Below are 23,753 nucleotides of genomic sequence, written 5' to 3'. Positions count from 1 at the left end.
ACAGGGGATCACTCGGATGCAGCGAGACAAAAGCCGTTCCGCCGAGCCGGCCCGTCTTCAAGGACGAGAGAAAACAGGCCTATCTCAATCCCGAGGGGGCTGACCGGCTTTTGACCACGACGAAGGGCGCGGAGCGGCTGGACAGCTTTCCCTGGGAAAATGTGTGAAAGGTCGCATCGTTCAATGCGATCTTAAAGCTGCCGCGCGATGCTGCGACGGCGTCTGCCCGAATGTGCGCTTGAACGTTCTCGTGAATTGCGACGCGTTTTCAAAGCCGACATCGAGCGCAATCTCGATCAGCGGCGCCTTCGATTGGGCCAGGATCGATTTTGCCCGCTCCATGCGGACGCGGTTGTAGGCTTTGGCGGGAGACATTCCCGTCTTCTCGATGAAGATTCTCTCCAACTGCCGCCGGGAGAGCCCGACCATGGCGGCGAGTTTCTCGATCGGCATGCTGCCATCGACGAACTGCTCCATCGTGATCATCGCCGCCTTGACACGGGCATCGTCATAATCGTCGTAAAGCGGACGCCGGGGCTGAATGTCGGCCGGAGCGCGGGCCTTCTCGATCTGCAGCACTTCAAGCGCGTTTCGTTCGGCATCGCGGCTGATATATTTCCTGACCAGCAGCGCCGCCATATCGGCACTGCTGCTGCCGCCGGCGCAGGATCCGCGCTGGCGATCGAGATTGAAGAGCCGGTCGGAGCGAACGCTGAGTTCGGGGAAACGCTCGCGAAACTCCTTATAATGCAGCCAGCTGACGCAGGAATCATGCCGCTTCATCAGGCCCGCAGCGGCAAGGATGAACGTACCGGTGCACACGCCGATCAGCGGCACCTTCTTGGCATCCGCCTGCTTGAGGAAGGTGATGGTCTGCTGATCGACGGGGTTCTCCACGCTCAGAAGGCCGCCGACGACGGCGATGTAGTCGAAGCGCGTGGGATCGACGAAGTCAGACGTCGGAGCGACCTGGACGCCGCAACTCGAAGTGATCAGATGCCGCGTGCTGCCGATCACCTGCCAGTCCGCAAGCACTCTTCCGGAACGGTCCTGCTCGTCGCTGGCCAGCCGCAGCGTATCCACGAACAGCGCAAAGGCGGACAGCGTGAACGACCGCGACAGAACGAATCCGACCTTGAGCCGGGCGGTGGGCTTTGCGGCGCCGTCTGCCTGCCGATGCTGCCCGGGTCGCATATTCATCTCATCACCGTTCCTGAATGCGCTCATCTGATCTGAAAACCGTGCGCCAGCGGATCGCGGTCGTCAACAAAAATGGTGTTGTGGCCGATGACCCGCGCCCAGCCCCCGATGCTCGGGAGGATGCCGCGATAAGGTCCGATGTTTGCCTCGCCTTCCACCCGGCCCTCGAAGACGGTTCCGATCAGGCTTTCATGACGGTAGCTCGACCCGACGGTAAGCCGTCCCTTTCCATGGAGCTGCGCCATGCGCGCCGATGTGCCGGTGCCGCCCGGCGAGCGATCTATCGCCTTCTCGCCGTAGAAGACCGCGCAGCGCCCGTCCGACACGTCGTTCACCGGGCCGTCACACCAGATCGCGTGATGCACGCCCGATATCCTGGCATCGTCGGGATGAACGGGATTGCAGATATCGGCAAGCGCTGTCCTGAGCTTCTGGCTGCAGCCGACGATGTCGGATGCGCTCATGCCGTCGAGTCCGCTCCAGTTCTCCTGCGGCTCGACGACTGCATAATAGTTGCCGCCATAGGAAATATCGACGCGCAGGCGACCCATTCCGGGCACATCCACCGCGACATCGGCCTCATGAAGATAGCTCGCGACATTGTGGAGACGGACGGAATCGACATATCCATTCTTCTCCTCATAGGTGACGTCGACCCTGCCCGCCGGCGTTTCGATCGCGACTCTTCCCGGCTCACGCGGCTTGACCAGCCCTTCCTCGATCGCAGCGGTCACGGTGCCGATGGTGCCGGCGCCGCACATCGGCAGGCAGCCGCTCACCTCGATGAACAGCACGGCGAAATCGCAATCGGGCCGATAGGCGGGATAGATGATCGAACCCGACATGATGTCATGCCCCCTCGGCTCGAACATCAGCGCCTTGCGCACCCAGTCATGGTCGCGGACGAAAATCTCCCGTCGTTCGCCCATGGGCACGTGCGGAAGCAGGGGGCCGCCTCCGGCAACGAGACGAACCGGGTTGCCGCAGGTGTGCGCATCGATGCAGAAAAAGCTGTTTCTCATCTTTTCACATCCCGCTCATCGCGCCTTGGGCAGACCGCCGCGGTCGAGCAGGCCGCGCGACAGCCGGTCGAGCAGAAGAGCGACTGCAACGATTGCCAGACCTGCTCTCAGGCCGAGCCCCATCTCCATGCGCGTCAGGCCGCGCGTCACTTCGGCGCCGAGACCGCCCGCGCCGACGAGGCCGGCGAGCACCGCCATTGCGAGCGACAAAAGAATGCATTGATTGAGACCGACGAGCAGTGTCTGCTTGGCGAGCGGAATTTCGATCTTCCAGAGGATCGAGCGGGGCAGTGCGCCGATGGCGCTGCCGAGCTCGATGAACACCTTCGGCACCTGATTGAAAGCCAGCGTCGTCAGTCGCAGCATCGGCGGAATGCCATAGACGATGGTGGCGATAATGGCCGGCACGCGTCCAAGGCTGAAGATCATCACCGCCGGAATGAGATAGACCCATGGCGGCACGGTCTGCATCACGTCGAGAATCGGGCGAACCACCGCCTCCAATGTCTTGTAGCGCGAACAAAGCACGCCGATCGGGAAGGCAATGAGGACGGAAATCACAACGGCGACGGTCACAAGAGCAAGCGTCTGCATCGACGCTGTCCACAGCCCGACAAGCAGGCAGAAGACGAGGCAAAGGCCGGCGAGGATCGCGGCGCGCAGGCTGACTGCGAAGAATGCCAGCAGGACGACGATGACGATCAGCGCATAAGGCGGCACGAAGAGCATTGCCGTCTCGATTGCCGACAGGACCGTTTCGACCACGGTGCTGATGGCCGCAAACAGCGGATGAAGATTGGTGTTGAGCCAATCGACGGCTGGGGCTAGGAAGGCGCCCGGCGAAAACTGCAGGATCGCAGGATTCATGACTTCCTCCCTGTTCCCAGGCGGGCAGCACTCTGGGTTATCCGGTCAATCACCATGGTCAGTACCACGATTGCGATCGCGGCATTGATCGAGGTCGCGATATCGAGCGTCCTGATCGCGCCATAGATCGTCTCTCCGAGCCCGCCGGAGCCGACGATGCCGGCGATGACGACCATACCGAAAGCCATCATCAGGCTCTGGTTGATACCCGCCATGATGCTCGGCAGCGCAAAGGGAAGACGGATCTTGAAGAACATTTTCGCCGGCGTCATCCCGAGTGCCTCTCCGAGTTCGATGAATTCCTTGGGCGTCATGCGGATGCCGAGAGAGGTCAGGCGGATGGCCGGCGGCACGGCGACAATCACGGTGGCGATCAGCGCCGTCGCCGGCCCGTAGCCGAGCAAGGCGATCGCGGGCAGCAGGTAGATGTAGGGTGGCATGGTCTGGATGAGATCGAGGCCCGGCTCCATGAAGTGATCGAGAGCCGTGAAGAAGCCGGCGGCAATGCCGACCGGAATGCCGATCGCCAGGGCGATCGTAGTGGCGGTCAGGACCAGAGCCAGCGTGCTCATCGTCTCCGGCCACAGCCCCATCGAAAAACAAAGCGCCAGCGCGACGCCGCTGAGCACCGCGAACCAGGCATTGACCAGCCGCCAGCCGATCAGCGCCACAATGACGGCGACCACGTAAAACGGCGGAAGCTCCAGCAGATAGAGGATCCCGTCATAGAGACCCTCGAGGAGCTGCCTGATATAGTCGAACAGGAATTCCCCGTTGTCGCTCACCCATTCGAGCGCGAAATCCGTCCATTCATCGAAAAAGTCGGTGAAGGTTGAAGTATCCATATCAATACCTCCAGTTGGGATCACGCCGCCGTCAGATCGGGGGCGGAGGTTCCCTTGACACCCATCAAGAGGCTGCGCGGTGTAACGACGCCCACGACTCGATCGTTATCGACGACGGCAATGGCGTCGCGGTCCGATTGCATCGTCAGGGAGATAAGCTCGTCGATATCGGCATCCGGCGTCGTGCGCGCCAGCGACGCGATATCCGAATTCGCAGCGCTCTGCTGGAATTCGGCAACGCTGCGCATGACCGAATGCGCCTTGATCAAATGAAGGCGGGATATGCCGGCGACGAATTCGGCCACATAGGCATCGGCCGGGTTGAGGATGATTTCCTCGGCCGTGCCGGTCTGGATGATGACGCCGTCCTTCATGATGGCGATACGGTCGCCGATGCGGATCGCCTCGTCGAGATCATGGGTGATGAAGACGGCAGATTTGCCGAGGGCTTTGGTCAGCTGGCGGAATTCGTCCTGAAGCTGGCGCCGGATCAGGGGATCGAGCGCGCTGAACGGCTCGTCCATGAGAATGATCTCCGGGTCGGAGGCAAGGGCGCGGGCAAGCCCGACGCGCTGCTGCATGCCGCCGGAAAGCTCATTGGGATAGCGGCTCACCCAGTCGGCGAGGCCGACTTTCTCGAGGGCGGCGGCGGCGGTCTTGTTTCGCTCCGCCTTCGCGATTCCCTGGACCTCGAGGCCGAAGGCCGCATTTTCCAGGACGGTGCGGTGCGGCAGCAGGGCAACGCTCTGAAACACCATGCCGATGTTCTTGGCGCGCATCTGCCTGAGATCGACCGGCGACAAGGAGGCGAGGTCGCGTCCCTTGACGAGCACCTTGCCGGCGCTCGGCGTGATCAGCTTGTTCAAAAGGCGGATCAGCGTCGATTTTCCGCTGCCCGACAGGCCCATGATGCAGAAGATTTCCCCGCGCCGGACCTGGAGGCTCACTTCGGACACGCCGACGACGCAGTTGAATTTCTGCAGGACCTCCTTCTTGTCGAGACCGCGCTCCTTTATCGACTGCATCGCCGCAGCGGATTTGTCACCAAAGACCTTCCAGAGGGATTGGCAGTCGATCAGGACATCCTTGGCATCGATATTGACGGTTTTCATAGCGATCCCCTTTTGAGCCAATCGGCGCTGGCTTCTTCTAGGTGAGAGGGTGGCCGCCCAAAGGATCGGACGGCCACGACGCACTTATTTCTTCTTGATGTTTTCCCAGCGCTTGATCAGGTCGGCATGGGCGCCGATCCAGTCCTGAACGGCCTGGTCCATGGTCTTGCCGTCCTTGACTTCGCCGTTGATGGCGGTGATGTCGGCGATCGGCACATAGACGCTGGCCATGACTTCGCGGGCATGCGGGTTCTCTTCGGAAAAGCCCTTATGGCCGATCCAGTAGTAGCTCTGCGGCGGCGGGAAGACGCCCTTCGGATCCTTGAGGTACTTGACCTCGTACTTCTGGACCATCCAGGACGGCTCCCAGATCGTCACGGCGATCCACTCCTTACGGTCGTAGGCGGATTTCAGCGCCGCCGTCATCGCGGCCGTGCTGCCTTCGACAAGCTGGAGCTTGAGCCCGTAATCCTTGACCGCATTCGATGTGTCGCGCATCAGGCCGGCGCCCGGCTCGATGCCGATGATCTTGCCGCCGAACTTGTCGGCGTTTTCATTGAGCTGTTCCAGCGAGTCGATCGGCACATATTTGGGAACGGCGACGCCCTGATAGAGGCCGTGCGAAACCGGCGAGATCTTTTCGAGACGGTTCTTGTTCTTGTCCCAGTAGTCCTGCGCGACATAGTCCGTCTGCGAGGTGAGCACCTGGATGTCGCCCTTGGCGAGGGCTGCATAGGCAATGCCCCACTCGGAGAATTCGGTGACCTTGACGGTATAGCCGGCGTCTTCGAGAACCTTCTTGGTGATGCCGGTGATCGGCGTGAGATCCTCCCACGACATCGTGCCCATGGTGATCGTCTTTTCTTCCGCGCGGGCCGGCAGAACGCTGATCCCGACCATCGCAGCGGCGCAGAGCGCCTTCCACAAAATTTTCATTGTTGTTACTCCTGTTTTACGTTCCCATTGAAGTCTGCGAGCGGGCAGCTTCGTATTGCGTGACCCGAGGGATCATCCCTCGCGGCCTGCACGCAATTCCTGTAGGCGGATGACCGAGTTGACGCCGAGCCAGGCGATGGGCTCGGGAGGCAATCTCGTCGGTTCCGGCTGGTTTTTGTACGTATCGAGCTCCGAGCTCGCGGCGCCTGTCGCGAGGTCAGCCGCCATCATGCCGGCAAGTGTGCTCTTGACGGTGCCGAGACCATTCTCGCAACAGGCGGAAAACAGCCCCTCTTCGACCTCGCCGAAAGCCGGCACATGGTTCCGGCTGAGGCAGAGCGCGCCCGCCCAGCTATATTCCATCGGCAGGCTTTTCAGCTCGGGGAACCGAGCGTCGAACGAGCGCCGCTGCTCGGCGGCAACGCCGGCCACACGCTTTTCCGATACTTTGAGGCTGGGATCGTAGGTGAACCTCGTCCTGACGACGATCCTTGACAGGCCATCCTTGGAGATCTTGCGCACAGTGGCGCCCATCGGGTCGGCCGGCAGCAGCGCCCAGCGATCGACGCCGGTGACATCGCCGCCAAATTCGTTCTGGGAAAAGGCCGATGTCATCGACGCATACGTGAAGATATGCATCAGCCGACCGCGGAAATGGCCGAAGCTTTCGATGTGGCCGTTCACGCCCAGTATGACCTTCGGCGATGAGACCGAGCCGCGCGGCGTCTTCGCCTTCCAGCTGCCCCCCTCCCGGGAAAGTTCCAGCACCGGCGAATTCTCGTGGATGACGACCTTCGAGGAAAGCCCGTGCGCCAAGCCGCGAATGTAACCGGCCGGCTGAATCATCACCGCGCCGGGCGTGTAGAGCCCTCCGAGGTAATAGCGCGAGCCGGTCATTTCCCGCATGTGATCGGCGTCGAAAACGCTATGCTCCTCACCGATCTTCTCGAGCGACTTCCGATAGTTGTCGTTAAGCGCGAGCCCGCGCGCGGAGGCGGCCGCATTCACCTTGCCCGCGGGGTCGAAGACCTCCTTGGACAGGCCGTATTCGGCCGCCACTTCGGATGCGAAGGAAATCGCCAGACGGTTCTGGCGGATCTCGTCCTTGGTTGCCGCCTCGCCCGCCACCGAATACTCGCCGGAGGAGAGGTTGTGCGGCACGTCGATCATGAAGCCGGAATTTCTCCCAGCCGGCCCCTTGGCAAGCTCGCCGGCATCCAGGACGACGATCTTGTCGCCAGGCCGCGCCTGCGAGAGACGGCGGGCCGCCGAGAGTCCGGCAAAGCCGGCGCCCACGATCAGCCAGTCCGCCAGTATGTCACGCTCAAGCGCCGTTACGGGGAAGGCGCGTCCGCTGATCGCCTCCCATCCCGAAACGCCGGTATCGATCGGCAGGCGCTTGATGACGTGACGGATCATCGGATCGTCTCGTCGACCGATCGTTCGGATACGTCGATCCAGATGGTCTTCAGCTCGCAGTAATTGTCGTGGGCGAAGACCGACTTGTCGCGGCCGCCGAAGCCGGACTCCTTGTAACCGCCAAACGGGGTGGTGGCGTCCCCTTCTCCGAAGCAGTTGACCGTGACGACACCGGCGCGGATCTCGCGCGAGAGCTTGATCGCATTCCGCAGGCTACCGGTATAGACGGAGGCCGTCAGGCCGTAATTCGTATCATTGGCAAGGGCGATCGCCTCAGGGAGCGACTTGAAAGTGGTCACGGAGAGCACCGGCCCGAAGATTTCCTCCTGGAAGAGTCGGCTTGCAGGTGTCACACCCTCGACCACCGTCGGCTCGATGAAGATGCCGTTATAGGTTTCGCCGCCATGGGCAACGGAGAGCTTCTCCGTCTTGGCGTCGTCGAGGAAGGACTTCACCTTCTCGAAATGTGCCTTGCTGACGAGCGCGCCGATGCGGATTTCGGGATCGAGCGGATCGCCCGTCTTCCATTCGCGCAGATAGGCGCCGATGCGCTTCATCAATTCGTCCTTGATTCCGGACTGGACGATGAGACGCGAAGTGGCCGAGCAGTTCTCGCCCATGTTCCAGAAGGCGCCGTTGACAACCTGCTCGGCAACGAGGTCCAGGTCTTCGGCATCGTCGAGAACGACCGCGGGATTCTTGCCGCCGCATTCGAGCACGACTTTCTTGAGGTTCGAGTCCGCGGCATAACGCAGGAAGCGGCGGCCGGTGGGCGTCGAGCCGGTGAAGGCCACCATATCGACATCCTTGTGCAGGCCGATCGGTTCGCCGACGTCCTTGCCGCCGCCGGTCACAACGTTGAAGACACCCGCAGGAATACCCGCTTCATGGGCAAGCTCGGCGACACGCAGCGTCGTGAGCGTCGTTTCCTGTGCCGGTTTGACGATGACCGAGCAGCCGGCCGCAAGCGCCGGGCCGATCTTCCAGGCGAGCATCAGCAGCGGGAAATTCCACGGCAACACGCAGCCGACAACGCCGATCGGCTCACGCACGATCATCGTCAACGCGTTGGCGCCGACAGGGGCGGTGTTGTCATAGAGCTTGTCGATCAGTTCGGCATGCCAACGCAGCGTATGAATTGTATCGGGTACGTCGACCGTCTGGCATTCCCGGATCGGCTTGCCGCTGTCGAGACTCTCCATGACGGCGAGCTCGTGCCGGTTGCGCTCCAGGAGCTTGGCGAGCTTCAGCAGCACGTCCTTGCGCTCGCCCGGAGAGCGAAGCCGCCAGCGTCCGTCGTCAAATGCCTGCTTCGCCTTTTCGACGGCGAAATCGACGTCGCTTGAATCACAGGCGGCGATTTCGGCAAGGACCTCGCCCGTCGCAGGGTTTGTGGAGGTGAAGGTCTTGCCGGAATTGGCCGGACGGAATGTGCCGTCAATGAAAGCATTCGTCGGAAGTTGAAGACCGGCGGCGATCGCCTTGTATTCGGCTGCGGTCAATGGCTCATGCATGATTGGCTCCCGACGTGATCTGGCCGACCGTGCGCTTCAACGTGGAAACGACGGTCTGAAGGGTTCTTTTCTCTTCGGAGTTCAGTCCGCGCAGCGGCGACCGCACGGGGCCGGCTTTCAGGCCGATGATCTCGCAGCCGTGTTTGATCGACTGGACGAACTTGCCGCATTCGAGGAAATCCATCAGCGGCAGCATCGCGCTCATGATCGCCCGGCCCTTGTCGAAGTTCTTCTCGACGACGCAGGCCTCATAGAGGGCGACATGCTCGCGCGGCAGGAAATTGGAGCCGGCGCAGACCCAGCTTTTCGCGCCCCATGCGAAGAATTCGAGCGCCTGGTCGTCCCAGCCGCACGAGAGCGAGATGTGCGGGAATTTCCGGGCCAGCAGGTGAAGATTGCTCATGTCGCCGGAGCTTTCCTTGATGGCGACGACGTTCTTCGACTTGCCGACGCGGGAAAAATACTCATCGCCCATCACCACACCCATGCGGGCAGGGTAGTTGTAGAGCATGATCGGCAGGTTGGCGGCGCGATCGACGGTCAGCGCATGGACTGCGTTCTCGCGTTCGGTCGGCAATGCGTATGGCGGCGACGACACGAGGATCGCGTCCGCACCAATTTCCTTCGCAGCCTTGGCATATTCGACCGAATCTTCGGTCCGCGTGGCGCCTGTGCCGATGATGAGCGGCAGCCGCGTCCCGATGACTTCCTTCGCATAGGCCGCGAGCTCGTAACGTTCCTGGCTGCTCTGGGCGTAGTATTCGCCCGTCGAACCGCCGACAATAATGCCGTGGACGCCGGCCTCAATCAGCGACTCGAGCACGGCAGCGAATGCCGGCCGGTCGATCTGTCCATCCTGATCGAGCGGCGTCACGGCCGGTGTATAGATCCCCTCAAATTTCACGATGACTTCTCCAATAATTGCGTGGCCGGACCGCCGAGATGGGCATCCGCCTTAAGGCCTGGCGGGGCGATGAACATCTCCATGTTCTCGCGAGACAGTTCCCAGTGTTCGAAGACGAGGTCGACCACGGCGCTCTCGTCGTGAGCACCGAGAGCCTCTATGAAGCCGTCATGATGGTCGACGGCAATTTGCAGCCGCCGCCGCATGTCATCGTTTCTCGGGCGGAAGAAGGTGTGGCCGATGCGTGCGTGGTCGATGAGCAGCCGGCCGAGGCTCGGCTGCAGATAGTCATTGCCCGACATCTCACCGAAAATTTCATGAAAGCGATTGTTCTCCAGAACCATCGCCAGCGGGTCCCTAGTCTCGCTGGCGGCCCGGAACCGTTCCTGGGTCTGCCTCAGATCGACAAGCTGCGCGGGCTTGAAGTTCTGTACGGCGAGACGGCCGATGGCCGCATAGATCATCGGCGCGACAAGGAAGAAATTGCGCAGCGTGGAGTGGTTCATCGGAATGACCCGCGCACCCCTGTTCTCGCGGATGTCGATATAGCCCTCGCCGGCAAGGCGACGGAATATGTCCCGCACCGGGGTGCGCGACAGCCCGTACTTCCCGCTCAGACTGACCTCGTCGAGATCAGCGTCCGGATCCAGCTCCATCGTCAGAATCTGGCGTTTCAGGTCTTCGTAGAGATTGCTCTTGGGTGTCTTCGCCATCGTCGATCTCCGGTCGCTTGTTGCTCTACGCCGGGGAAGATGACACGCCGCCCGAACAGAGTCAATAATTGTGTACTCTATGTACACATTAATAATTCCTCGATTACACAATTTACGAAGAGCGTGTTCTGAGCGCGGGCGATGATCGGTGTCCACGGCAAAGGAGACTGTTGCCGCCGATAGCGGGAGGCTTGATGCCGCTGCTTATTTTCGGAAGTGACGGGCATGGCAAAAAGCTCCGCGGCGGCAGCCTTCGCGGAGTTCTTCTCATGGGTTGTCGTGGCAGGTGGGCTGGACTGGCTCCAGCCGAGGTCGATTACAGGACCTCAAGACGCCGGTCATCGCCGGGGGTTACGACATGCGGATGGCGGCTGCATTCGGGGAGCGCCTGTTCGGCGCCCCCCGAAGAATTAGGCGGCCAGGACGCCGCTCTTTTTGGCGGTCCAGGTGGCGATATAGTCCATCAGGCCAGGCGAAAGGCAATCATAAGGCTCGAGCCCCGACGCCTTCAGCTGCGCCCTGACCGCGTCCATCTTCGAAGGATCGAAGCCGCTTTCGATGATCGACGACACGAAGGCTGCGAAAGTCGGCTTTGCCCAGCCACCCTCCTGGAAGCGCTCCGGGTGGACGAAGGACAACCCCTGGAAGGGATGTTCGCGCTCGACCGGTCCGTACATATGCACCCCGCACTCCTTGCAGGCGTGCCGCTGAATCAGGGCGGTGGAATCGACAACTGCGAGCTTGTCGCCGTTTTCCAGCACCTCGACGCTTTCGGTCGGCGCCACCGCCACGACCGAGAAGACGGCGCCTTTCGGCTTCCAGCACTTGGTGCAGCCGCAGACGTGGTTGTGGGCGATATCACCCTTGACCCTCACCTTGACGGGATTGCTCGCGCAATTGCACACAAGCGTTCCGCCTGCGAAAGCAGCGTCAGTCGCTCGAAAGCCTGAATCCACTGCCGGATGTATGGCTATGCTGGTCATTGCTTCTCTCCTTCCCTCCCTGGCCGTTTGCGTTATGCCCGGCCGAGCTATGCAATTATTTTCCCAGCCTCTGCGCGTGCCAGCGCAGATGGTCCTCCATGAATGTCGAAATGAAGAAGTAGGAATGGCCGTAGCCTTCCTGCATGCGAAGCTTGAGGTTGATATCAGCCGCCTCGCAGGCTTGTCTCAGCTCGTCGGGGCGCAATCCATCCTCCAGGAAGCTATCCGCCGTTCCCTGGTCGACGAACAGTTCGGGGAAACGATGACCGTCCTCGATCAACGAGCAGGCGTCATAGGCCCGCCAGGTCGCCTCGTCGGCGCCGAGATATTTCCGGAAGGCCGGCTTCGACCAGCCGGAAACCGAGGGATGGCTGATCGGCGCGAAGGCCGAACAGCTGCGGAAGCGATCCGGGTTCTTCAGCGCGATGGTGATCGCGCCATGTCCACCCATCGAGTGACCGAATATCCCCTGGCGATCCATGTCGACCGGAAACTCCGCAGCAACGAGCCGCGGCAGCTCGTCGACGATATAGCTGTACATGCGGTAATTGGCCGAATAGGGCGGCTCAGTGGCGTCGACATAAAAGCCCGCACCCTTGCCGAACTGCCAGTTGTCGGCCTCATCGGGAACGTGATCCCCGCGGGGGCTGGTATCCGGGCAGACGATGACCAGACCGAGTTCGGCGGCAAGCCGCCGATACTCGCCCTTGTCCATGACGTTGGCATGCGTGCATGTCAGGCCGGACAGATACCATAGAACCGGCAGCTTGCCGGCGGCAGCCTGCGGCGGCACGAACACCGCGAAGGTCATGTCGCAATCGCAGGTCTCGGAGCGTTCCACGTAGACGCCCTGAGTGCCGCCGTAAGACTTATCAGTCGCGATCGTTTTCATTCTTAGTAGACCACCACGCCGCGGATGCTTTCGCCCTTGTGCATCAGGTCGAAGCCCTTGTTGATATCTTCGAGCGGCATGGTGTGGGTGATCATCGGATCGATCTGGATCTTGCCCTGCATGTACCAGTCGACGATCTTCGGAACGTCGGTGCGGCCGCGCGCGCCGCCGAAGGCGGTGCCCATCCAGTTGCGGCCGGTGACCAGCTGGAACGGCCGTGTCGAGATCTCCTGGCCGGCGCCGGCCACGCCGATGATGACCGATTTGCCCCAGCCGCGATGCGAAGCTTCCAGCGCCTGGCGCATCACCTTGGTGTTGCCGGTGCAGTCGAAGGTGTAGTCGGCGCCGCCGATCAGGTCGCCGCCGCGCTTGGTCATGTTGACCAGATAGGGCACGATGTCGTCGCCGACCTCCTTCGGATTGACGAAATGCGTCATGCCGAACTTCTCGCCCCAGGCCTTGCGATCCGGGTTGATATCGACGCCGATGATCATGTCGGCGCCGGCAAGCCGCAGGCCCTGAATGACGTTCAGGCCGATGCCGCCGAGGCCGAAGACGATCGCGGTAGCGCCGACCTCGACCTTGGCGGTGTTGATGACGGCGCCGATGCCGGTGGTGACGCCGCAGCCGATGTAGCAGACCTTGTCGAAGGGCGCGTCGGGGTTGATCTTGGCGAGCGCGATCTCCGGCAGCACGGTGTAATTGGCAAAGGTCGAGCAGCCCATATAGTGATGGATCTTGTCCTTGCCGATCGAGAAGCGCGAGGTGCCGTCCGGCATCACGCCCTGACCCTGGGTTGATCGAATCGAAGTGCAGAGATTGGTCTTGCGCGACGTGCAGGAATAACACTCGCGGCATTCGGGCGTATAAAGCGGAATGACATGGTCGCCCTTCTTGACCGAGGTCACGCCCGGGCCGACATCGACGACGATGCCGGCGCCCTCATGGCCGAGGATGGCGGGGAACAGGCCTTCCGGATCGGCGCCCGACAGGGTGAAATCGTCGGTGTGGCAGATGCCCGTCGCCTTGACCTCCACCAGCACCTCGCCGGCCTTCGGCCCCTCCAGCTGCACGGTCATCACTTCAAGCGGTTTTCCAGCCTGAACGGCTACGGCGGCGCGAACGTCCATTTGATAATCCTTCCTTATTAAATGCAATTTCGGTGTTAGATATGCGCAGATGCGGCCGGGAGATCGGGTACGATCGGCTTCGGCCACACCTTTGTCATCCCGGCTCGACCTGACACCAGACCGCGAGAAGCGGCTGGGCCGTACATCTTATCGCAAAGGATTGCCCCGCATCATTCGCGAAAACTGTTCCGGTCGCGGCGGAAAACCATTGGGAATCGTCCAGGCAGATTTCGCCCGGCGAAAGCAGAATGAAGGCACGCGGCTGCGTCTGAACATGATCGGGAAAGCGCGTGTAGCGATCCATATAGATCACGCCCACCCGGAGATCGGCCCGCTCCTCCAGGCCGCCCGGACCGATCAGGACGGCGTGGGAGTGGGTGTTGCCGAAGTTCAGGCTGGCAAAGGGGCCGGTCCGGCCACGTCTCCACAGCAGTTTGTCGGCGAGACTTTTGAACTGGCCGGCGATCGCCTCATATTTTCGTCCGGATTTTGCCAGATGGCCGATGGCGTCATCCAGCCCTCCTGGCACGCCGGGAAGAGGGTCGCCGTCCGGCCGCACCTTGCCTGTCTTGAGCAGCCTCTGCAGCACCTTGCCGGCAACGAAACTGGCAACGGCGGGAGCCTCAGCCGACAGCATCAGTCCGCCGATATCGTTGAGGAATTCCTGCAGCGGCCGAGGGCGCCTTTCCCTGCCGATGTCGTGCAGCCTGATATAGGCCGGCTTTTCCTCATCATTCAGGAGAAGGTCGGCACCAGGTCTGATTGGACGTCCCACCGCGCGCGCCACGTTCGGTCTCCTCGCTCAGAGCGCCTTTTGCAATTCCGGCAGGGCGTCGAACAGATCGGCGACGAGGCCGTAGTCGGCAACCTGGAAGATCGGCGCCTCCTCGTCCTTGTTGATGGCGACGATCACCTTCGAATCCTTCATGCCGGCCAGATGCTGGATGGCGCCGGAGATGCCGCAGGCGATATAGAGATCGGGCGCCACCACCTTGCCGGTCTGTCCGACCTGCCAGTCGTTCGGGGCATAACCGGCATCGACGGCAGCACGGCTGGCGCCGACGGCAGCACCGAGCTTGTCGGCCACCGGCAGGATGACTTGCCTGAACTTCTCGGCCGAACCGAGTGCGCGGCCGCCCGAGATGATGACCTTGGCCGAGGTCAATTCCGGACGTTCCGACGCCGACAGGGCATCGGAGACGAAACGCGACAGGCCCGGATCGGAGACGGCCGGGATCGCCTCGACCGTTGCCGAACCGCCTTCCGCTGCCGAGGCAAAGGAAGCGGTGCGCACGGTGATCACCTTCTTGGCGTCGCTTGATTGCACCGTCTGGATGGCGTTGCCGGCATAGATCGGCCGCTTGAAGGTATCGGCGGAGACGACCTCGATGATCTCCGAGACCTGGGCGACGTCGAGAAGGGCTGCCACCCGCGGCAGCACCGTCTTGCCGACCGAGGTGGCGGCCGAGACGATCGTGTCATAGGAGCCGGCAAGCGAGACGATCAGATCGGCCAGCGGTTCGGCGAGATTGTTGGCAAGCGCGTCGCTTTCGGCGAGCAGCACCTTGGAGACGCCGGAGAGTTTTGCCGCCTGATCGGCCGCAGCCCTGGCAGCCTTGCCGGCAACCAGGACATGCACATCGGGGCCGATCTGGCTTGCCGCCGTCAGCGCCTTGGCGGTCTGGTCGGAAAGGTGATTGCCGTCATGGTCGGCCAGAAGAAGAATGGTCATGATAGTTGCTCCTGTTCCAGGCCGATCACAGCACGCCGGCTTCGTTCTTCAGCTTGTCGATGAGTTCGGCGACCGACTTGACCTTGACGCCGGCCTTGCGGCCGGACGGCTCCTCGGTCTTCAGCACCTTCAGCCGCGGCGTCGTGTCGACGCCGAAATCGGCCGGCGTCTTCTTGTCGAGCGGCTTCTTCTTCGCCTTCATGATGTTCGGCAGCGAGGCGTAACGCGGCTCGTTCAGTCTGAGGTCGGTGGTGATGACCGCCGGCAGCTTGATCTCGATCGTCTGCAGGCCGCCGTCGACCTCGCGCGTGACCTGAGCCTTACCGTCACCGATCTCGATCTTCGAGGCGAAGGTCGCCTGGGCCGAGCCCAGCAATGCCGCCAGCATCTGGCCGGTCTGGTTCGAATCGTCGTCGATCGCCTGCTTGCCTGATATGATTAGGCCCGGCTGTTCGGCATCGGCCACACCCTTGAGGATTTTGGCGACGGCGAGCGGCTCGACGGCATCATCGGTCTCGACCAGGATTGCCCGGTCGGCGCCCATGGCGAGCGCCGTGCGCAGCGTTTCCTCGGCCTTGGCCGGGCCGATCGACACCACCACCACTTCTTCCGCCTTGCCGGCTTCCTTCAATCTCAGCGCCTCTTCCACCGAAATCTCGTCGAACGGGTTCATCGACATCTTCACATTGGCAAGCTCGACACCCGTGCCATCCGGCTTCACCCGGATCTTCACGTTGTAGTCGACAACCCGCTTGACGGGCACGAGAATCTTCATGGCAAACCCCTATATCCAAAGCGCGTCGCTATCTTTCAGATTCGCTTTCTCTGCGCTTTAACTCTTTGTTTTTACGTAAGCCGTTGTCACAATTGCCGCACAGCTTTGCGCGACATGCTGTAGACAGCCAGCCGTCAATGCGACCGCTCGGCAAGCAACGCCCAGAAGGCGAAGAGCGGCGTCTCCACCGACCTCATGGCATGTTTGATCCCGGGAATATTATAGAACGATCCGCCGATACCAGGCGAAAACCAGTTCCCCTCCCCCTGCTGGAACTCTCCCTTGGACAGCACGAGATAGACCTCCTCCGGCGCATGGTCGTGATCGGGATAGCGCACGTGAGGCGCCATCAATGTCACACCGAACCACAGGTCACTTCGCTCCTCCAATCCACCCGGCCCGACGATCATGGCATTGGCATGCCCATCAACGAAATTGTCGCTGGCCGTGGTGTGGTCATACTTTGTGCGGCGATGCCATTCAAGCATTGGCTCAATGCCTTTGAACCCCTCGATCAATCGCGCCAGCGAAGCATAGGACGTATCGACTGCGAGCGCCATATCGAGATGAGCGCAGACCGGCAACCGGTTTCCCTCTCCCGCGCGGGCAGTCCCCGGGCGCTCCAGCGCCGCGAAGAACTGCCCGATCGAGCGGCGGGCTTCTGGAGCCTCGGCGAACTGGTCGAAAGCGACCGAAGCGGCTTCCAGAAAATGCTGGAGGCTTTCGTTGCGCAAACTCATATCATCCCCTCCGGATCGGCCGGCAGGCGGCCGCTCTGACAATCATATATCCTTCGCGATGCGCAGACCGTCATAGACAGCGGCATGCGTGTTACGGGCAGCGACAGCGTCGCCGATCCGGAACAGCTGGAACTTGCCCTCCGGATTGCGGATGACCGATTGCGGTTGCCCCTGGAGAAGCTGATCGTGCGAGACCTCGCCCAGATTTTTCGACTTGGGCTTCAGCTCGAAATAGAGTTCGTCGAGCGGGATGGTCCCGTGATTTACGACGATCTGGTCGTAGCTGTGCTGCCGGGCAATTCCGCCGTAATCGCTACCGATATGGGCGACGAGCTGATTACCGCTCTTCTCGACGGCCTCCAGCCGATAGGTAACGGTGAAGGTCACGTCGTACTTTTGGAGCGAACGCATATAGGGCACCAGGTTCATGGCCATGACCTCCGGCGCGAAGGACCGGTCCGGCGTCATGATCTCGACCTTGGCACCTGATTTGGCGAGGAACTCCGCCGCCTGGAGACCGGCATGGTCGCCAGCGTCGTCGAAAACAAGCACGTTGGAACCGGGTTTCACATCGCCGGAGATGATGTCCCAAGACGAGACCACCAGTTCGTTGCCGCTGGTGAGCACCTCTGTATGGGGCAGGCCGCCAGTGGCGATGATGACGATATCAGGATTTTCGGCCTCGATCGTGTCGGCTTCCGCCCAGGTGTTGAAGTGGAAGGTGACGCCGTATTTCTCACACTGGCTCATGCGCCAGTCGATAATGCTGATCATTTCCCGGCGGCGTTCGCTTTGGGCGGTGAGGCGGATCTGACCGCCTGGATTGTTCGCTGCTTCGAAAACCGTCACTTGGTGGCCGCGCTCTCCCGCGACGCGCGCCGCCTCGAGCCCGGCCGGGCCGGCGCCGACGATGACGACCTTCTTTCTGACCTCGGCCTTTGCCGCGATATGCGGCATCGTCAGTTCGCGGCCCGTGGCGGCATTGTGGATGCAGTAGGCCGCCCCGCCCTGATAGATGCGATCGAGACAATAATTGGCGCCGACGCAGGGGCGGATATCCTCTTCCCGCTTCTCGATGATCTTGCGGACGATATGCGGGTCGGTCATGTGGGCGCGGGTCATGCCGACCATGTCGACTTTGCCGGCTGCAATCGCATGACGCGCCGTGGCGACGTCGGGAATCTTCGCCGCATGGAAGGTCGGGAAGTTGGTCGCGGCGCGGATTTCACCGGCAAAATCCAGGTGCGGCGAGTTCGCCATGCCCTGGATCGGGATGACGTCGGTCAAACCCGGGTCGGTGTCGATGTGGCCACGAATGACGTTCAGATAGTCGATAAGCCCGCTGTCGCGCAGCCGCTTGGAAATCTCTATGCCTTCGGCCTGCCCGTTGCCGCCGGGCAGACATTCGTCCGCCGTATAGCGCACGCCGAGGATGAATTCGTTCCCGACCCTCTCGCGGATCGCCCTGAACACGTCGAAACAGAAGCGCATGCGGTTCTCGAGCGCACCCCCATAGGGGCCGTCAAGTTCGTTGGTGAGCGGAGACGCGAACTGGTCGATCAGGTGGCCGTAGGCCTCCAGCTCGATTCCATCCATACCCCCGGCTTTCATCCGTTCGGCCGCATCGGCGAAATCCTTGATGATGCGCTCGATGTCCCAATCTTCCAGCTTCTTCGGAAAGGCGCGATGCGAAGCCTCGCGATGATGCGACGGGGCGACGACCGGCAGCCAGTCTCCCTTGTCCCAGCGCGTGCGCCGGCCGAGATGGGTGAGCTGGATCATGATCGCCGCCCCCTCTTCGTGCACGGCGTCAGTCATTTCCCTGATCCAGGGGACGATCTCGTCCTTATAGGCGAGCAAGTTGTTGAAGACGGGCGGACTGTCCCTTGAAACCGCGGCGGAGCCTGCCGTCATCGTCAAGGCCACCCCGCCCTTTGCCCGCTCTACCGTATAGGCCCGATACCTTTCCTTCGGCATGCCGTCCTCGGGATAGGCCGGCTCGTGCGAGGTTACGATGATGCGGTTGCGCAGTGTCAGATGCTTGAGCTGATAGGGTTGAAGTAGGGGATCGTTCGACATGGACCGTGGTTCCGGATTAAAACATCGAAGCAAACGCTAAGGGTAATGTACATATGTGTCAACATTGGAAACACGAAGGTCATTATTTTCGACACTAATGTACATTTTTCTTGTACCAAGCCGCGGAAGTTGATAGGAGATAGTGCATGGACCAGGCTTTGAACGACACCGGCTGGCGCGGATCGCAGGAAGGATGGCTGGAGGCAGCTTACCAGTCATTGCTGGAATCCGGCGTGGATTCGGTGAAAATTCTGCCGCTCGCAAAGAAACTCAATCTCTCGCGAACGAGCTTCTACTGGTTCTTCAAGGATCGGGAGGAACTCTTAAGCGCGCTCGTGGCGCGGTGGCGCGAGAAAAACACCGGCAATATCGTCAAGCAGTCCGAAGCCTATGCGGAGTCGCTCGCAGAAGCTATGCTCAACGTTTTCGATTGCTGGCTGAACACCGACCTCTTCGACGCCAAATTCGAGTTTGCCGTGCGCAGTTGGGCCTTGCAGTCGGACGAACTTCTGGCCGAGGTCCAGCAGGCGGATCAGATCCGGCTGGAGGCGCTCAAACGCATGTTTATACGGTTCGGGTTACCAGAAACGACATCGGATGTCAGAGCGCGGACAACTTACCTCGTTCAGATCGGGTACATTTCCATGCAGTCGAAGGAGGAACTCGCCGTCCGCATGAAACGGATTCCCGAATATATTGCGATCTACACGGGCGAAGTGCCGCTGCAGAGGGAGCTCGACCGCTTCTTCGCGCGGCATGGCTATAGGCCCGGCTGAGGAAACCGAGATGAGCGTTTCCTTGAGGATTGGTATTGTTGGCGGTGGCGGCTGGCTGGGTGGAGCCATCGCCAGCACGATCGTCGATTCCGGCCTGGTCGATCCTCGAAATCTCTGCCTCTCCTATCGCAGCCGGCAGCCCGACCGTTTCCCGGATTCCTTCTGGACCACCGACAGTCAGGAACTTGCCGACTGCTCGGATGTGATCCTTCTCTCCATCCGCCCGGACGACTGGCATCCGCTCGCCCTCGATGCTTCCGACAAGCTCGTGATTTCGGTCATGGCCGGCATTCGCCTGGGCGCCCTTGCGGAGCGCCACAAGACAGGCCGCGTCGTCCGCGCCCTGCCGAATGCCGCTGCCGAAGTGGGGAAATCCTATACCCCCTGGATCGGCGCGACCGACATCACGAGAGATGATCGGGACGTCGTCCGCGCAATCTTCGAAACCTGCGGATCTGAGGACGAGGTCGCAAGGGAAAGCGACATCGATTATCTCACGGGCCTTTCCGGCTCCGGGCCGGCATTCCCAGCACTGCTCGCCGCCGCCATGATGCGCGACGCCGTCATCCGCGGCCTGCCTGCCGAGGTTGCGCGCCGCGCCGTCAATGCGGTGATATCAGGCGCCGGCCGGCTGCTGGAGCGCCGCAACGAATGTCCCGACGACATCGTCCAAACCTTTCTCGACTATCGCGGCACCACCGCGGCAGCCATAGAAGGCATGCGCGCCGCCGGGTTCGACGCTGCGGTGGCGGAAGGACTATCGGCAGCATTCAAGAAATCGGTGAGTATGGGAGCTGTTTCCTGACGACCGTTTTGGGCGGGTACTGCGGCACCCCGCCTGGCCAGATCAGCCGCTAATAGAGGGAACGAGAATGAAGAAACTACTTGCATCGACATGCTTGACGTTCGGCCTGATCGGCGGCGCGTCCTTCGCCGGCGCCGCCGAATGCGGCAGCGTCACCATCGCCAGCATGAACTGGCAGAGCGCCGAAGTTCTCTCCAACCTGGACAAGTTCATCCTGAACGAAGGTTACGGCTGCAGCGCCGACATCACCGTTGGCGACACTGTCCCGACGATCACCTCCATGGCCGAAAAGGGACAGCCGGATATCGCGCCCGAAGCATGGATCGACCTGCTGCCCGACGTCGTCAAGAAGGGCACGGAGGAAGGCCGCATCGTTCAGGTCGGCTCGCCGCTGCCGGATGGCGGCGTACAGGGCTGGTGGATTCCGAAATATCTCGCCGACGCCCATCCCGATATCAAAACGATCGGCGATGCGCTGAAGCATCCGGAACTCTTCCCAGATCCCGAAGATCCGAAGAAGGGCGCCATCGTCAACGGCCCGCAGGGCTGGGGCGGCACGGTCGTCACCTCGCAGCTCTACAAGGCCTTCAACGCCGAGAAGGCGGGCTTCACCCTCGTCGACACCGGCTCTGCCGCCGGTCTCGACGGTTCGATCGCCAAGGCTTACGAGCGCAAGGAAGGCTGGGTCGGCTATTACTGGGCGCCGACCGCGCTGCTCGGCAAGTATCAGATGGTCAAGCTCGAAGCCGGTGTGCCGGAGAATGCTGCCGAGTGGAAGCGCTGCATCACGGTTGCCGACTGCCCCGATCCGAAGCCGGCGGCATGGCCGGTCGATCACGTCGTGACTCTCGTTGCCAAGCCTTTCTCTGAAAAGGTCGGCCCCGAGGTCATGGACTACCTGAAGAAGCGTTCATGGAGCAACGATACGGTCAACAAGCTGATGGCCTGGATGACCGACAACCAGGCGACCGGCGAAGACGGCGCCAAGCACTTCCTGGAGGAAAACAAGGACCTCTGGACCAAGTGGGTCTCGCCTGAGGCGGCCAAGAAGATTGAAGCTGCTCTCTGAGCCAAAATAGCGGTGCGCGAAAAGCGCACCGCTTCTCATGCGCCGACAAAATCAAAAAAGACTGCCGCGGCACTTTGACGAAAGGGGAACGAGATGGAATGGTTTTATAAATTCCCACACATGAACGATGATGCGCTTCGCAATCTGAAGAAAGCGATCGATGACGGCTTTCGCGGATTTACCCGCAGCTACGGCGACGGCATCGAAAGCCTCTTCGTCCCGCTGCAGCATTTCCTCATCGCTGCCGAGCGCTTCATGACGCAAACGCCGTGGCCGATCATTACCCTGATCATCCTCGTCATTGCCTGGTTTGCGAGCCGCAGCTTGAAGATCGTCCTCGGCTGTCTGGCGACGCTGATGCTGATCGGCTACTTCGACATGTGGGACGACACGATGCGGACGGTCTCGATGATCTTCGTCTGCACGGTTCTTTCCATCGCCATCGGTATCCCGATCGGGATCCTTATGGCGCGCTCCGACCGGCTGCAGCGCGTCGTCAATCCGATCCTCGACGTCATGCAGACCATGCCGAGCTTCGTCTACCTCATCCCCGTCGTCATGCTCTTGGGTATCGGCAAGGTGCCGGGCCTGATCGCCGTTGTCATCTACGCCATCCCGCCGATGATCCGCCTGACCGATCTCGGCATCCGGCTCGTCGACAAGGACGTTCTCGAGGCCGCAGATGCCTTCGGCACCTCCAGGTCGCAGAAGCTCTTCAAGGTGCAGCTGCCGCTGGCGCTTCCCACCATCATGGCCGGCATCAACCAGACGATCATGATGGCGCTCGCCATGGTGGTCATCGCTTCCATGATCGGCGTCCAGGGCCTCGGCCAGCCGGTGCTGAAGGCGATCGCCAACCAATACTTCACGCTGGGCATTTTCAACGGCCTTGCCATCGTCGGCATCGCCATCATCTTCGACCGGGTCAGCCAGGCATATGGCAAAAGGCTCCAGAAGCATCGGGAGACCGTCCATGGCTGAGCATCGTTTCGGCGGCATCAAAATCCGCAATCTCTACAAGATCTTCGGCCCCAATCCCACGGCTTATGTCGAAGCGGTGCAGAAGGGCCTGACGAAAGCCGAGCTCAACGCAAAACATGGGCACGTGCTGGGGCTCAGGGATATCAATGTCGAGATTCCCTCCGGCCGAATCCAGGTCATCATGGGCCTTTCCGGATCGGGCAAATCGACGCTCATCCGTCACATCAACCGGCTGATCGACCCGACAGCAGGCGAAGTGCTGGTCGACGGCATCGATGTCGTGAAGATGAACGAGACCGAATTGCGGACGTTCCGGCGGCAGCAGACCGCCATGGTGTTCCAGAAGTTCGCGCTTCTGCCGCACCGCAACGTCCTCGACAACACCATTTTCGGTCTCGAAGTGCAGGGTATGGAGCGCGCGAAAGCCGTTGACGTCGCTATGCGCTGGATCGAGCGCGTCGGCCTGAAGGGCTTCGAACAAAAATACCCCAACCAGCTTTCCGGCGGCATGCAGCAGCGCGTCGGCCTGGCGCGGGCGCTCTCCAACGATGCCCCGGTTCTCTTGATGGACGAGGCCTATTCGGCTCTCGACCCCTTGATCCGCACGGATATGCAGACGGTCCTTCTCGATATTCAGAAAGAGATCAAGAAGACCATCGTCTTCATCACCCACGATCTCGACGAGGCTTTGCGCCTGGGCGACCAGATCGCGATCCTGCGCGATGGCGAGGTTATCCAGCAGGGCACCAGCCAAGATATCGTGCTGCGCCCTGCCGACGACTACATCGCCAACTTCGTCAAGGAGGTCAACCGAGGCCGGGTCATCCATGTCGAGGCCGTCATGACACCTCTGCACACCGTGGTGGCGCCGGGCGGTTTGACGATCGCATCGGGCACGACGGTGGAAGAGGCCCTCCGAATGCTGGCTTCGACACCGGACGATGATGCCAGGGTGGTTTCGCCGTCGGGGGAAACACTGGGCCTTGTCACCTTCCGCCAGCTCGCTGGCGCAATGGTGAATTCGCAGGAGGTGGCCTCCCGACACGACAACACCCTTTCGGTCGCGCTCTGAACCTCCGCAGGCGGCCTCACCCGGCTGGCCGGCGAGACTAGCGCTCGGCGGTCGCCCGGCGAGGCCACAGGGTCATCCTAGCGTGAAGCATCGAACCGGCTTGGCGGCAATTTCCTGATTGCCGGGATGCAGCCTCGCCAGAGGGCAGATCCTCGACCGCATCGGCTAGTACGAGCCGCAACTGACA

Annotated in this window: 23 protein-coding genes; 5 read left to right on the top strand and 18 right to left on the bottom strand. The window is 61.4% G+C overall.

Annotated features, from left to right (window positions below):
- Positions 1-180: 180 nt before the first annotated feature.
- The 18 genes from ACQ7C1_RS03400 to ACQ7C1_RS03315 all read right to left on the bottom strand — a co-directional run bounded on the left by ACQ7C1_RS03400 (position 181) and on the right by ACQ7C1_RS03315 (position 18,863).
- Positions 181-1,194, bottom strand: coding sequence for a GlxA family transcriptional regulator (locus ACQ7C1_RS03400; RefSeq protein ID WP_430957596.1), 1,014 nt, complete (start codon positions 1,192-1,194; stop codon positions 181-183).
- A gap of 29 nt (positions 1,195-1,223) precedes the next feature.
- The gene (locus ACQ7C1_RS03395) at positions 1,224-2,222 is read right to left on the bottom strand and encodes a 4-hydroxyproline epimerase (protein WP_085781771.1); all 999 of its coding nucleotides are present in this window, start codon (positions 2,220-2,222) and stop codon (positions 1,224-1,226) included.
- Positions 2,223-2,237: 15 nt separating this feature from the next.
- Positions 2,238-3,089, bottom strand: a complete 852-nt coding sequence (locus ACQ7C1_RS03390) for an ABC transporter permease (RefSeq protein WP_430957322.1) — start codon at positions 3,087-3,089, stop codon at positions 2,238-2,240.
- A complete protein-coding gene (locus ACQ7C1_RS03385; protein WP_430957321.1) occupies positions 3,086-3,934 on the bottom strand; it encodes an ABC transporter permease in 849 nt (282 codons plus the stop codon). Before ACQ7C1_RS03385 ends, ACQ7C1_RS03390 begins: the two co-directional genes overlap by 4 nt.
- 20 nt (positions 3,935-3,954) lie before the next feature.
- Positions 3,955-5,046: a quaternary amine ABC transporter ATP-binding protein gene (locus ACQ7C1_RS03380; RefSeq protein WP_085781774.1), complete on the bottom strand. Its 1,092-nt coding sequence runs from the start codon at positions 5,044-5,046 to the stop codon at positions 3,955-3,957.
- Between the two features lie 84 nt (positions 5,047-5,130).
- Positions 5,131-5,982, bottom strand: a complete 852-nt coding sequence (locus tag ACQ7C1_RS03375) for a glycine betaine ABC transporter substrate-binding protein (protein ID WP_430957320.1) — start codon at positions 5,980-5,982, stop codon at positions 5,131-5,133.
- 72 nt (positions 5,983-6,054) lie between these two features.
- Complete coding sequence (locus ACQ7C1_RS03370) at positions 6,055-7,401, bottom strand: NAD(P)/FAD-dependent oxidoreductase (protein ID WP_430957319.1); 1,347 nt, start codon at positions 7,399-7,401, stop codon at positions 6,055-6,057.
- Positions 7,398-8,915 carry an aldehyde dehydrogenase gene (locus tag ACQ7C1_RS03365; RefSeq protein WP_430957318.1) on the bottom strand — a complete coding sequence of 506 codons (1,518 nt, stop codon included), beginning with the start codon at positions 8,913-8,915 and terminating at the stop codon, positions 7,398-7,400. The genes ACQ7C1_RS03370 and ACQ7C1_RS03365 overlap by 4 nt, the downstream gene beginning before the upstream one ends.
- On the bottom strand, positions 8,908-9,819 hold the full coding sequence (locus tag ACQ7C1_RS03360; RefSeq protein WP_085781778.1) for a dihydrodipicolinate synthase family protein: 912 nt from the start codon (positions 9,817-9,819) through the stop codon (positions 8,908-8,910). Before ACQ7C1_RS03360 ends, ACQ7C1_RS03365 begins: the two co-directional genes overlap by 8 nt.
- Positions 9,816-10,532, bottom strand: a complete 717-nt coding sequence (locus ACQ7C1_RS03355; protein WP_430957317.1) for a GntR family transcriptional regulator — start codon at positions 10,530-10,532, stop codon at positions 9,816-9,818. The genes ACQ7C1_RS03360 and ACQ7C1_RS03355 overlap by 4 nt, the downstream gene beginning before the upstream one ends.
- Before the next feature lie 410 nt (positions 10,533-10,942).
- Complete coding sequence (gene gfa, locus ACQ7C1_RS03350; protein WP_430957316.1) at positions 10,943-11,515, bottom strand: S-(hydroxymethyl)glutathione synthase; 573 nt, start codon at positions 11,513-11,515, stop codon at positions 10,943-10,945.
- 55 nt (positions 11,516-11,570) lie between these two features.
- Entirely contained in the window at positions 11,571-12,407 is an 837-nt protein-coding gene (gene fghA / locus ACQ7C1_RS03345; protein WP_430957315.1) for an S-formylglutathione hydrolase, read from the bottom strand.
- Between the two features lie 2 nt (positions 12,408-12,409).
- Complete coding sequence (locus ACQ7C1_RS03340; protein WP_430957314.1) at positions 12,410-13,537, bottom strand: S-(hydroxymethyl)glutathione dehydrogenase/class III alcohol dehydrogenase; 1,128 nt, start codon at positions 13,535-13,537, stop codon at positions 12,410-12,412.
- 94 nt (positions 13,538-13,631) lie between these two features.
- Positions 13,632-14,324, bottom strand: coding sequence for a dimethylsulfonioproprionate lyase family protein (locus tag ACQ7C1_RS03335; RefSeq protein ID WP_430957313.1), 693 nt, complete (start codon positions 14,322-14,324; stop codon positions 13,632-13,634).
- A 15-nt stretch (positions 14,325-14,339) separates the two neighbouring features.
- A complete protein-coding gene (locus ACQ7C1_RS03330; RefSeq protein WP_430957312.1) occupies positions 14,340-15,269 on the bottom strand; it encodes an electron transfer flavoprotein subunit alpha/FixB family protein in 930 nt (309 codons plus the stop codon).
- A 25-nt stretch (positions 15,270-15,294) separates the two neighbouring features.
- Positions 15,295-16,044, bottom strand: a complete 750-nt coding sequence (locus ACQ7C1_RS03325) for an electron transfer flavoprotein subunit beta/FixA family protein (RefSeq protein WP_430957311.1) — start codon at positions 16,042-16,044, stop codon at positions 15,295-15,297.
- Between the two features lie 134 nt (positions 16,045-16,178).
- On the bottom strand, positions 16,179-16,784 hold the full coding sequence (locus ACQ7C1_RS03320; RefSeq protein WP_430957310.1) for a dimethylsulfoniopropionate lyase: 606 nt from the start codon (positions 16,782-16,784) through the stop codon (positions 16,179-16,181).
- Positions 16,785-16,826: 42 nt separating this feature from the next.
- Entirely contained in the window at positions 16,827-18,863 is a 2,037-nt protein-coding gene (locus tag ACQ7C1_RS03315; RefSeq protein ID WP_097601211.1) for an NADH:flavin oxidoreductase, read from the bottom strand.
- Positions 18,864-19,009: 146 nt separating this feature from the next.
- On the opposite strand from ACQ7C1_RS03315, the gene ACQ7C1_RS03310 reads away from it, so the two are divergent.
- The 5 genes from ACQ7C1_RS03310 to ACQ7C1_RS03290 all read left to right on the top strand — a co-directional run bounded on the left by ACQ7C1_RS03310 (position 19,010) and on the right by ACQ7C1_RS03290 (position 23,566).
- Positions 19,010-19,639, top strand: coding sequence for a TetR/AcrR family transcriptional regulator (locus ACQ7C1_RS03310; RefSeq protein WP_085781786.1), 630 nt, complete (start codon positions 19,010-19,012; stop codon positions 19,637-19,639).
- A gap of 10 nt (positions 19,640-19,649) precedes the next feature.
- The gene (locus ACQ7C1_RS03305; RefSeq protein ID WP_430957309.1) at positions 19,650-20,444 is read left to right on the top strand and encodes a pyrroline-5-carboxylate reductase family protein; all 795 of its coding nucleotides are present in this window, start codon (positions 19,650-19,652) and stop codon (positions 20,442-20,444) included.
- Positions 20,445-20,511: 67 nt separating this feature from the next.
- On the top strand, positions 20,512-21,513 hold the full coding sequence (locus tag ACQ7C1_RS03300) for an ABC transporter substrate-binding protein (protein ID WP_430957308.1): 1,002 nt from the start codon (positions 20,512-20,514) through the stop codon (positions 21,511-21,513).
- Positions 21,514-21,606: 93 nt separating this feature from the next.
- Positions 21,607-22,494 (top strand): ABC transporter permease, encoded by an 888-nt coding sequence (locus ACQ7C1_RS03295; RefSeq protein ID WP_285194856.1) that lies wholly within the window; start codon positions 21,607-21,609, stop codon positions 22,492-22,494.
- Entirely contained in the window at positions 22,487-23,566 is a 1,080-nt protein-coding gene (locus ACQ7C1_RS03290) for a quaternary amine ABC transporter ATP-binding protein (RefSeq protein ID WP_430957307.1), read from the top strand. Before ACQ7C1_RS03295 ends, ACQ7C1_RS03290 begins: the two co-directional genes overlap by 8 nt.
- Positions 23,567-23,753: the final 187 nt, after the last annotated feature.

It is taken from the genome of Rhizobium sp. Nf11,1, assembly GCF_050587665.1.
In the GTDB taxonomy this organism is placed as follows: Bacteria; Pseudomonadota; Alphaproteobacteria; order Rhizobiales; family Rhizobiaceae; genus Rhizobium.
The sequence above is the reverse complement of the archived record's forward strand: the minus strand, read 5'-3'. Positions and strand labels throughout refer to the sequence as shown.